Here is an 11,216-nt window from a genome sequence, read left to right on the forward strand (position 1 = left end):
AAACAGATCGCCCCGATAGACCTTGACCACCCGGCCAATGGCCAGGTTCTGACCGGGGTCGGCTTGGACGTCGACGGACGGTTGTTGCGAAGCGCATCCCGCGACAAGCAAAGCCAGTCCTAGAATGGGCAGACCGCGAACCGCCAACACACCACCCCTCATTGCTTTGCCAACCACTAATCTCCTCCCACTGTGGCATTCTGGAACTGTCGGGCCCACTCCACGTGTGTGCCGTCAATTCATTATACCCTAAGCCGACAGATCATCCATGATCCGCATCAAGGCCCGACGAGGCGTCCATCGGAGCGGGACAGCCGCGGCAGATGGACGACCGACTCATTAGCCATAGTCCAACCCCTGGCAGAAAAGAACCAATCGACGAATGGGGAGAGGCAGGAGACTGATTGCTGTAAAAGGTGGGGCGGGCGGGCCTTGGGGGAGGCAACCCAAGAACCCGCCCGGGGGGATCGTGACGGCCATAGGCCGCCAACATCTGCTCAATTATACGCACGTTACCGTGCAAATGTTCAAGTTGGTAAGTTCAGCGTTGTTTTCCTAATCTATTATATCCCCCTAAAATCCCGACAGCAGATTAACCACGGAACTATTTTGCTGGCCGATCAGCGAAAGGGCTGAGACCTGCGCCTGCATGAGGATGTTCTGCCGGGTGAGCATCGCGGTCTCGTAGGCATAATCGGTATCGCGGATCGACGAGATGGCCGAAGACACGGCCTCCTCGGCGTCTGAGAGCATGTTCTGCATGCTGCCGACGGTGTAGGTCTGGAACGAGCCGACATTGGCCCGAGCCCGTGCGACCTGGAGGGTGGCGGCCTCCGCGATTCGCGCGGCCTCGGCTGGGTTGTCCAGGGCGTTGCGGAGGCCCCCGGAGGTGATCTGCGAGAGGTACCCCAGCGTGCCATTGCCCAGCGTGCCGGCGGACATGCCGCTGATGCCGATGGTGAAGGTGCTGGAGGCGGATGGGCTGATGGCGAACGTGGCCCCGCCGGACCCGATGGTGAATTCCTCAGACCCTCCCGCAGCCGAGGCGAAATCCTCGTCGAGGGTCAGCGTGCCGGAGATCCCGTTGACGTTGAAGGTGACGTTCAAACCGTTGACGCCGGTGTTCTGGCCGTTGATGGTGACTTCGGCGTCCTCGCCGGTGTCGCTGGTGACGCCGCCGGTCAGGCCGAAGCTTCCGGAGACCACGTCGACGGAGACGAACTCGTCTTCGCCGGTGTACTGGCTTTGAAGGTAGAGGACGTTGTTGCTGGCGACGGCGGCGACTCCGGTGCCGGCGGTATTGGCGTTGATCGATGAGGCGATCGAGTCGATGGTGGCGCCGCTGGCGAAGCTGAGGCTGACCGAGCCGAGATTGCCGGTGACCTCGATTTCGACCGCGTTGGTGACGGTGGCGGCGGAATAGGTCATTTGTGCCTTCTCGGCGGCCTGTTCAACTTCAACGTTCAAGGTCGTGTTGGTGACCGCGGTGGGCCGGCCGGTGATATCCACATCGGTGATCTTGGAGCTGTCGACTCCACTGGTGTTGATCTCGTGGACGCCGCTGAAGATGTTCTTGCCGTTGAAGGTGGTGGTTCCCAGGACGCGGTTGATGGAGGCGACGGCCATGTCGATGGCGAGTTGGTTGGCCTGCTTCTCATCCTCGCTCATGCCGGTGTCGTTGGCGATTTCCAGGCTCAGGCTGTGGATTTCCGAGACCATGTCCTGGACCTCGGAGAGGGCGCCGTCGGCGACGTTCATCATGGCGTTGGCCCGCGTCGCGTTATCGGAAGCAGCTTGGATGGCGGTCAGTTCCGAGGCGAGCTGGCTGACGGCGATCAGGCCCGACGGATCGTCCGAGGCCTTATTGATGCGGTACCCGGTGGTCAGGCGGAGCATCGACTGCTGCTGGGCCATGGTCGTGCGGTTCATGGCGTTCAGCACGCTGTAGAAACTGCTATCCAATCCGTATCCGGACATACGATCCCCTCCCTAAGTGCCGCACCCGCAGCCATTTAAGACCCATTCGGCCGGGTTGCCCCCGTTGTTGTCAGAGGAATGCGTGCCTCGTCGATCGGGCCTCGTCTATAGGGAAGATAAGATACGACGACCGGCAAAGTCAAATCGGGCGGGAAAGACGGGCGATGCAGATTTCAGGCGGAGGGAAGCTCGAATCTGCAGACGGGGTCGTAGATCTGGCCGCCCAGGCGGCGGGCGATAAATTCGGACTTCAGGAGGGCGATTTTGAGGGTGGGACAGAGGAATTCGACCTCGCGGTTGGATTCGACGGATCGGCCCATGCCTTCAAGGATCAGAAAGTCGCAGGCGCGGGCCCGGTCGGCGCATTGCTCGGAGACGGTGGTCAGGTCCAGCAGCGGCTCGCCGGTACCGGAGGCCAGGGTGGTCAGGCGCCCGGCCCAGAGCATGGCGTCGAGTTCGTCGTCCACGGCGCGGAGGCGGTTAAGGACGATGTTGAGTTCGTCGATCGTGATGTCGTTGAGGGTGGCCAGGCTGTTGGCGACGAGGGTCACGCGCTCGGCGCAGCGGGCCAGGTGCTTGGCGAACGGCACGGCCCCGAGAACCACGTCGGCGCCGGCGTTGTCGACGAACATCATGACATCAGAGAATCGGCCGTCGATCAGAAAGTCGGTGAGCCGGTCAAGGTGATCGATCAGCCATGGGCGCCGGCGGAGGTTGCGGCGGGTCGCGAAGAAGTCCTGGCCGCTGCTCTGGTAGGCTGCGACGAAGGCCAGCGACCCCATGTCGAAAATGTTTCCGGCAAAGACGTTGCGGACGAGCACCTCGATCAGTTCGCGCAGGTCGGCGTGTCCGGCGAGTTCGCCAACAAGGGCTGGGTAGAGGGCGACGGCGCGGTTGTTCTCAGCGTCCTTGATCGCCTTGTACGGATCGGGGAAGCCGTGCTCGCGGAGCAGGCCGTCGCGGAGGTAGTCGAAGACGATGTTGCAGCGGCCGGCGAAATCCTCGGGATGGGCGGCCAGGCGGTCGACGCCGTCGCAATACTCGCGGGCAAAGCGATCGGCGCGCTCGCGCTGATCGGGCGTGGCGGCCTGCTGGTACAACAGCGGCATGAGCGTATCGAGGTGGTCGCGGAAGTGCTCGAGCCAGTGGGCGCGGGCTTCGGCGTCCGCCTCCAGATCGATCGGGCCGGGCTTGTAGCGGTCGGGCTCTCGGATCAGAGGGAAGACGGCCACGGCTATTCTAGAGCCCGTCGAACCGCTTCGGCCAGGTCGATCTTGCCCTCATAGAACGCCCGGCCGATGATGGCGCCGGCCACCGGCAGATCCTTGAGCCGCTCGACATCCTCGAGGCTGGTCACGCCGCCCGAGGCGATCACTGGCACGTCGGTGGACTTGGCGACCAGTTCGACCTGCTCGAAGTTGGGGCCGGCGAGCATGCCGTCCTTGGCGATGTCGGTATAGACGATGGCGGCCAGCGGCCACTTGCTGACCTTGCGGGCAAGATCGACGGCGGCGAGTTTGGTCTGTTTGGTCCAGCCGTGGGCGGCGAGCAGCCCGTCGCGGGCGTCCATGCCCAACACGATCTTCTCGCGGAAGTCGGGGTCGTGGACGATCTCGGTGAACCACTCCCAGTCCTCAAGGCTGCGCGTGCCGATGATCACGCGGTCGGCCCCGGCGTCGAGAAGCCGCTGAATGGTCCGCTGGTTGCGGACGCCGCCGCCGACTTCGACCTTCAAGTCGGTCGAATTGAGCACGTCGCGGATGACGGCGGTGTTGTAGACCTGTCCGGTCTTGGCTCCGTCCAGATCGACCATGTGCAGCCAGGCGGCGCCGGCCTGGGCGAACTGCGAAGCCACGTCGACCGGGCTGCGATCGTAGTCGATCTGCTGGTCGTAGTCGCCCTGAATGAGGCGAACGACCTTGCCGTCGCGGATGTCAATGGAAGGCAGTATGTCCATCCGTTCGATCCCTTCTCTCAGAATGCGGCGAAGTTGGCCAGCACGCGGCGTCCGGCCGGACCGGAGCGGTGCGGCTCAAACTGCACGCCGAAGACCGCCTCGCGGGCCACCACCGCCGCGAAACGTCCGCCGCCGTCGCCGTGGGCTACCGCCACCCGGTCGTCCAGCGGGACGCACTGGCGGCGTTGGCGGAAGTGGAACCTGGTGCCCTGATCCAGACCGCTCAAAATCGGGATCGGACGATCCCAGCGGACCGGCAGCAAGCCCTCGTCCGGAACGGCCGACGGCAGACTCGATCCGGCGGCCAGCGGAGCGACCTTGCCTCGCAGCAGGCCCAGACCTGTATGCTCGCCGTCGGCGTAGATCACGTCGAAGAGCAGCTCCAAACCGGTGCCGATTCCCAGCAGCGGCCGGTTGCCCGAGGCAAAGTCGAGGATCGTCCCGATCAGTCCGTTTCGTCGGATCGCCTCGGCTGCGCGGGCGAAGCTCCCAGCGTCGGGCAGGACCAGCCTGGCCGCCCGCTCCACCTCGACCGGGGCGCAGACCACCCTGGCCGAAGCCCCGACGGCATCGAAGGCTTCCAGCAGCGATGAAACGTCCGGCGTTCCGCAGTCAACGATGGCGATCATGAGGCCACCCGTATCGGCGTCAGGACGGTCAGAGGCTCAGGACTACCGCGGCGTCCTGAGGATCCAGAACTCGACGCGACGGTCGGCGGACTTGCCCTTGCCGGTCGGGCGATGCTCGCCCACGCCGCCGGTGACCACCTGCTTGGCGCTCAGGCCGTGCCTGGTCATGTAGCGGGTGACTTCAGCCGACCGGGCCAGCGAGAGGTCCAGGTTGTCCTTCCAACCGCTCTTGCGAATCGGATCGGAGTCGGTACAGCCGATGATGTAGACGTCACGGCCCGGGAAGCTGCGACGGATCTCGGAGATCACCTTGTCCAACCGTCCCGTAGCGCCGCCCTTGAGCTTGGCCTTGCCCGAATCGAAGAGCACCTGCGTCGACAACGAGGTCATGGTGACCCCGCCCCGCTCTTCCCACCCAGCCGGAAGCGGCGGCTGGCTGCGGGCCTTGTCCAATGCCGCCTGAAGCTGATTGCTCTGGTTGCGGGCGGAGGCCAGGGCGTCGCGGGCCTGGGCCAGGTCCGCCTCCTTGGCGTCGAGATTCTCGTTGCACGCCCGGAGCTGATCGGCGAGGGCCTCATTTTCGCCCATCAACTGCTCGATTTGCGCCTTTTCCTTCTGGCAGCATCCGCCGACCAGGGCCACGAGGGCAAGAAGCATCGCCAGGACAGAAGGTCTTGCGTTCACGACTACTCCTCCAAACATCTGACCATATGGACTCAACGACCGTTGACCGAATACGACTTGATCGACTCTCCGCTAACCGCCCTGCACCAGAGACGCCAGACCGGCGACCGACGTGCTCAAGTAGTTGACGAACCTATCATAGAACAACAGGCAAAACAAGGCCCCGATGGCAATCCACGGTCCGTAACTCAGGGCCCGAGACGTTTTCCACAATAGTAACAACGCCACGCCGAAAACGCCAATGACCGACCCGGCGAAGAAACCGACGATCGCCACCGTCGAGCCGGCCCCGGCGGCGACGGCGGCCAGGATGTAGATGTCGCCGACGCCCATCGCCTCCTTGCCGAAAACGAGCGTGAAGAAGATGCGGACGGCCCAGCCGAAAAACGCCGCCACCACCACCCCGTGCAGCGCAGCGGTCAGGCCCATCACCGGCTGACGGCCGGCGACGGTTGCGTGCAGCAGGCTATCCATCGCCGCGGCCATGCCGGGCCAGAGGGCGGGCAAGACGAGCATCAGGACCAATCCGAGCGTGGCCGGCATCAGGTCGGCCAGTTCGCGGACGGCCTGCCGGCGGGCTTCCGGTTTTTCGTTTTCGATCGCCTCGACGATCTCGACGTCCGAGGTCCGCTGAGGAATGCAGCCGATGATGATGGCGAAGAAGATCCAGCCCAGACACGACCAGGCTCGAAGCGTGTAGTCGTCGCGGGCCGGCGAACCGACCATGCACCAGACGATCAGGGCCAGTCCCAGCAGCACGTAGAGCACCAACAGCATGGTCTGCCACGCGGGCATCGGCGGCGGGGCCTGATCGCCTCGCGGCTCCTCGCCGAACTGCGGCTCGCGGACGATCTGCTCATCCCCTTCCTCGGGCGCAGCACCCGTGCGGCGCGACAGCACCAGCCGCCGCAGGAACTCTCCAGCCACCGCGCCGAGCGAACCGCACAGCGCGTAGAGGCCGGGCGCCGGCCACAGGTACGCCTGCTCGCTGCGCCACCCGATTGCCCATCCGATCAGCGAGGCCGCCACCATCACGTAGACGATCCGAAGGTCGATCAGGTAATACTGAATGTCGAGCACCGAGATCACCACCAAACCGCCCAGCAAAAACAGGTGGGCGACCAGGATCGGAAAGTCAATCACCGGATCGGTCAGACCCATGTGCATGCCGGACTTGCCGAACGCATCGTAGATCGCCACGAACAGCATGGCGGTCGCCGTCTCGACCAGCGCATAGCGAATGCTGATCGGCTGTTTGCAGCGGCGGCACCGGCCGGCCAGCAGCAGCCAACTGAGGATCGGGATGTTGTCGAACCACGCGATCGGACGGCTGCACGAAGGGCAGTGCGAACCGGGATGGACCAGCGACTCGTCCCGCGGCAGACGGTAAATCACCACGTTCAGGAAGCTGCCGACGCAGGCCCCCAGCACGGCCACAAATGCGATCAAGACCATCTCGGGCATCATCAACGGTTACATCCGCCGAACCGGCGTCTCCTTCTGCCAAGTGCCGTCGCCAAAGACGTGAAGCACCAACCGCCCGCCGCGTCCAGACTCACTCAGCCGCCCCTTCGCGCCGCGCCGCCGCCTTCGCCTGCAAGGCGTCCATGCGATCGCGTATTTCCTGGGCCATCCGCGAGTTGGGAAATTCCTTGATGATCTCGCGGGCCACCTCCAACGCCTGGTCCCAGAGCTTCTCGGTCACCAGCATGCTGAACTGCGTGCCAAGGTTGTGCAGCTTGTCGCGGAACACGCCGCGGGCCGATTCCTCCAGCGCCGCCACCTCGTTGGGCGTGAGGTACTTGTCCAGTTCCTTGAGAATCTCGATGGCCCGGTCCACCTCGCTCCGCTGCACCGCTTCGTCGCACTGCTGGAGCAGCCACTTCTTGTGCTCGTTGCGGGCCCGCTCGAGCCGCTCGGGCAGCGAGCTGACCTCGACCTCGTCGGGATACCGGGCGACCAGGGCGTCGATCTCGCGCGAGGCCGCGTCCCAGTCATGGGCCACGAACAGGTCATTGATCCGCGCAACGGCCACCGAGAGACTCTGCTGCCGCTCGCGTTCCCGCGAGTCGCGGACCCGCTGGCGAAGCTGCTCAGCCTGCTCGTGGTAGCCGAAACGCTCGGACATCTGGTCGGCCAGCGACAGCGCCCCTTCCCAGTCGCCCTGGTTCATCTCCTCCTCGATCGCCTGGAACAGCGCGTCGCGGTCGTTGTCGCGGAACGCGATCGACTTGGCCGCATCGGACAGCAGGATGTTGTCGCGGATCTTCTCCAGTTCGTCCGCCATGTCGTCCAGATGTCGCGAGACCCGGTTCATCACCTCGACGCTGCGGTGCGTGTTGTCCTCCAGGGCGATCAGCAGGCCCATCAGGCCGTACAACCCCAGGGCCACGCCCAACACCCCGAGCACCACGCCCCACCAGATCAGATTGACCCCGCCCGCGCCGACGAAAACAAAGACCATGACCGCGACAACCGACACCGCCAGAGCCACACCGGCCAGCGCCCGATACCCCACCATTCGCGGTTGAAAGTCAGCCATGTTCGTTCTCCTGCCACGTTCGCCGCAGGCAGCGACCGGAAAATCCCGTCCCGATAAGGCCCGATAACCCATCCGCCTACTAGAATAGGGCCAGCCGCCCCCCCTGTCAAGCCTCTGATGTCACGGAATTTCTTGCCAGTGAACGAGTTACGGCGTCTGGAGTGTGGCTGCAGATTCTGCGCGTCTGTGGCGCGACGATGAGGATTCTATCGCCATTATTACTAATAATCGATAGTTCACGTTTGTCGTGTCGCCAAGGCGACTCCTGTCGACGTCTCCAGGTAGCCGATCCGCTTCAGCGTGGCTTCAAAATCCTTCGGCAGCCGGGCGGCGAGCCCCTTGGCGAAGGTCGCCGCATGGTTGATCATGTTCAGCAACAGCCGATCGGCGGCGGGATGCACGCTGAGATTCTCAAGGATGTTGAACGTATTCAGGATAAAACGACCGACGCCGAAGGCATGCTGCGAAATCATCATACCCGATGCGTATCCGCCCGGGCAGATGTGTCCGACGGCGAACGCGGCGGCAATGACCTCCTCGGGTTCGTCCTGACCTTCGAACAGGCCGCGCGAGATGACCGGACCGTAGTAGTCCCAGTCCATGATTCCGGGGGCTTGGAGGCCGTCGAAGACGGGATGGCGCTTCGCGACGCACTCCTTGTGGTAGAGCCAGTCGGCGAATTCGTAGTACCGGCCCTTGTTGGCCAAAGGCAGCCATGTGAGGGTGCTCTTGGTTTCCGAAAGAGCCGTGTCCTCGGCAATGAGCGATCCTTTCGGATCGAAGATCCGCAGCCGGCTGATCGACGGCATACCGACCTTGGGCAAAAAATCGATCTCGATCTTTCCTCTGCTTGGACGAACCTTGAACTCCCGTATCGCCGCCCGCTGAAAACCGCCGGCCGCTTTGACGAGATCGAAATCCCGCAGGACGATACGGCCGTTGATCCGGACGTCAAAGACGCGGGTATCGGGCTGGGGAAGGTGGCCTTCGCACATGCCCAGTTCGACGACGTACTCGCCGCTGGGCAGGCCGGACATCAGGTAGTGAACGTTGTGGTAGAACTCCTTGGAAAAGACCTCCCACTCCCGTTTCGGGACGTTGGGGACTTCAAAGTCGCGAATCGACGTGAGAAACCGGCCGATGCGATGGAGTTCGCCGATCTTGGCTCCGCCGAGTTTCTGCCGGAAGACCAGCGGAGAGAGGAAGATCGCCCAGCTTCCGCGGGCGATTTGCGCGACGAGGTTCCGCCAACCGGCGGCATCGCCCTGCACGTCACTGTTCTTGCCAACGACGATAACCTCGCGATTCTTTGAGGCTGACTTGTCGAACGGTCTGCATCGAACGCCGCGCGAGGCGAGCCAGTCATGGACGCTCTGGTCAACCCCCCAGACTCGGACCGCGGATTTGACGGCGGGCAGACCGGCGGGATCGGAAAGACGGAACTCAAGCCGGCCGCCGAAAGGCGCTCCGCCGCATTCCAGATTCGCAGCGAAAGTGTAACGGCCCGCCGGGCCGGAAAGCTTGACGCGCTGGCAGAGCACGGGAACGGCCAGCGGCGTATCGCCGTCCGGGCCGGCTTGGGGAATTCGCACGGTGGTCTTCTTCTCCCAGGCGACGCCGGCGGGCCCGTGGACTCGCAACGTGACCGGATAGTCGCCCGGCGCAAGCACGTCTTCGTTGGCGAGAACCGCCTCCAGCTTGACCTTCCGGCCGGAATAGCCGTGCAGGGGATCGACAAAGAGGCACCACCGCAAGGCGGCCCAGCCGTCGGAAAGGGCGTCGGCGATGCCCGGCTTCAATTCGCGCCAGAAAGTCCAGACGCCTTCGCCGCCGCTGGGATGGTCGAGCATGCCCGTCAGATTGAACCCGCAGATTTTGGGGTTCGAGCGGATCAGGTCGAACCCCAGCAGCCGCTGGCGGCAGTGAAGACGCTGGCTTTCGCGGAGCATGTCTTCAGGAAAGGCGTACACGCCGTCCATGCCGAAACGCTTCCAGTTCGCGGTAAATCGCTCAGCGATGCCGCGGTAGGTCACAGCCCAAACCAGATCGGAACGCATGCCGGCCTGCTCGTAATGCCGGAGTTCACGAAAGACGTTGGAGTCGCTGCCGATGCCGTATTCCGAGAGAAAGACGGGCTTGGTGTCGCGGCCGAGAGTGCGCAGGAATTCCAGAGTGAACGGCGGATGCGGCGCGGCGGGATAGACGTGGGCGTCGCCGACGCCGTGGAAGTACCCGCCGTGGTTCATGTCCCAAGCCGCTGCCGACGCCGTGGCGCCGGGCCCTTCGGCGCCCCACTGGCATTCCCATTCGCGGCTCTGCGGATTGCTGAGTGAACCGATGTCAAGTTGGCCATCCCATCGCCCGCTGCCGAGAATGACCAGCCGCGAATCGTCGAGCGACCGCACGAGCTTGAGGCTCTCGACGGCGTGGCGGAACACCGGGCCGTCGGGCGTCTCGTTGAGCAATCCCCAGATCGTGATGCAGGGGTGGTTGCGGTCGCGCACGATCATCTCGCACAACGAACGGTCGTAGCGCTCCGCCATCTGCGGTGAATCCTCCAAGCCCCAACTGGCCATCGACTCTTCGTAGATCATCAAGCCGATCTCGTCGCAGCAGTCCAGTTGCTCCGGCAACGCCGCGCCGGCCAGAAAACGGACCATGTTGAACCCGCAGGCCTTGGCCAGAATCAGGTCACGTCTCGGCATGCCCGGAGTCGGAGCCGACACCGGCGAACAGCCGCCGGCTGGAAACAACGCCCCCGTGTGCATCGACCGCAGGAAAACGCGTTTGCCGTTCAGATGGAAATACCCGTTGATGACCCGGAAGTCCCGAAAGCCGCATCGAACCGACTTCTGATGCCGAATGCCGACGCCATCGCCACGGCACGCTTCGAGGTCCACGATCACTCGATAAAGATAGGGATCGTCCAGGCTCCACAATCGATGCTGTTCGATGGTCAGCGTGAACCGATGGGTGGACTCGCCGGTCGGGAACTCAGCCTCAGTCTCCGCAAACACCGCAATCTCGCCGGTCTTCGCCGGACCGGCACACCCGGTGAGTCGACCGCGGAAGGCGGTCCCGGCGTCGTTTACCACGCGGATCGTGACGTCAATCTCGCCCGTCGCGGGCCGCGGCTGAACATGCACGTCGTCAATACGAACGACAGGAACCTCAAGCAACTCGACCGGATGGATGATCCCGCCGTGGAGCCGGCCGAAACCGCTGGGCGTCTCAACCTGCCGCATGCCGTCGATTTCCACGGTTCGCGACAGGTTCACCACGCGAACCGCCAGAAGGTTCTCCTCGCCGGTCCGCACCGCGTCGGTCACATCCAGAGCGAACGGCGACTCGCCCCCTTCGTGTCCGCCGACAACCGCGCCGTTGAGCCACACCTCCGCCAGGTAGTGCACCGCGCCGAAGCGCAGCA

The 11,216-nt window shown here is 63.9% G+C and carries 8 protein-coding genes; all 8 read right to left on the reverse strand.

Going from position 1 to position 11,216, the window contains the following annotated elements; all coding sequences use genetic code 11:
- Window positions 1-573 precede the first annotated feature (573 nt).
- Window positions 574-1,977, reverse strand: a complete 1,404-nt coding sequence (locus GXY33_08465) for a hypothetical protein (GenBank protein NLX05162.1) — start codon at window positions 1,975-1,977, stop codon at window positions 574-576.
- Window positions 1,978-2,150: 173 nt separating this feature from the next.
- Window positions 2,151-3,209 (reverse strand): DUF89 family protein, encoded by a 1,059-nt coding sequence (locus GXY33_08470; protein ID NLX05163.1) that lies wholly within the window; start codon window positions 3,207-3,209, stop codon window positions 2,151-2,153.
- A 2-nt stretch (window positions 3,210-3,211) separates the two neighbouring features.
- Window positions 3,212-3,934, reverse strand: a complete 723-nt coding sequence (gene hisA / locus GXY33_08475) for a 1-(5-phosphoribosyl)-5-[(5-phosphoribosylamino)methylideneamino]imidazole-4-carboxamide isomerase (GenBank protein NLX05164.1) — start codon at window positions 3,932-3,934, stop codon at window positions 3,212-3,214.
- A gap of 17 nt (window positions 3,935-3,951) precedes the next feature.
- Window positions 3,952-4,563, reverse strand: a complete 612-nt coding sequence (locus GXY33_08480; protein NLX05165.1) for a hypothetical protein — start codon at window positions 4,561-4,563, stop codon at window positions 3,952-3,954.
- A 42-nt stretch (window positions 4,564-4,605) separates the two neighbouring features.
- A complete protein-coding gene (locus tag GXY33_08485; GenBank protein ID NLX05166.1) occupies window positions 4,606-5,247 on the reverse strand; it encodes an OmpA family protein in 642 nt (213 codons plus the stop codon).
- 72 nt (window positions 5,248-5,319) lie between these two features.
- Window positions 5,320-6,711 (reverse strand): prepilin peptidase, encoded by a 1,392-nt coding sequence (locus GXY33_08490; protein NLX05167.1) that lies wholly within the window; start codon window positions 6,709-6,711, stop codon window positions 5,320-5,322.
- A 91-nt stretch (window positions 6,712-6,802) separates the two neighbouring features.
- On the reverse strand, window positions 6,803-7,789 hold the full coding sequence (locus tag GXY33_08495) for a hypothetical protein (protein ID NLX05168.1): 987 nt from the start codon (window positions 7,787-7,789) through the stop codon (window positions 6,803-6,805).
- Between the two features lie 236 nt (window positions 7,790-8,025).
- On the reverse strand, window positions 8,026-11,216 hold a 3,191-nt coding region (locus GXY33_08500; GenBank protein NLX05169.1), incomplete at its 5' end, for a hypothetical protein.

Source organism: Phycisphaerae bacterium, assembly GCA_012729815.1.
Taxonomy (GTDB): Bacteria; Planctomycetota; Phycisphaerae; order JAAYCJ01; family JAAYCJ01; genus JAAYCJ01.

What these genes read in the sequence shown, in the direction of transcription:
- GXY33_08490 (NLX05167.1), bottom strand. Translation starts at nt 6,711, where the DNA reads ATGCCCGAGATGGTCTTGATCGCATTTGTGGCCGTGCTGGGGGCCTGC.
- GXY33_08465 (NLX05162.1), bottom strand. Translation starts at nt 1,977, where the DNA reads ATGTCCGGATACGGATTGGATAGCAGTTTCTACAGCGTGCTGAACGCC.
- hisA (NLX05164.1), bottom strand. Translation starts at nt 3,934, where the DNA reads ATGGACATACTGCCTTCCATTGACATCCGCGACGGCAAGGTCGTTCGC.
- GXY33_08495 (NLX05168.1), bottom strand. Translation starts at nt 7,789, where the DNA reads ATGGCTGACTTTCAACCGCGAATGGTGGGGTATCGGGCGCTGGCCGGT.
- GXY33_08480 (NLX05165.1), bottom strand. Translation starts at nt 4,563, where the DNA reads ATGATCGCCATCGTTGACTGCGGAACGCCGGACGTTTCATCGCTGCTG.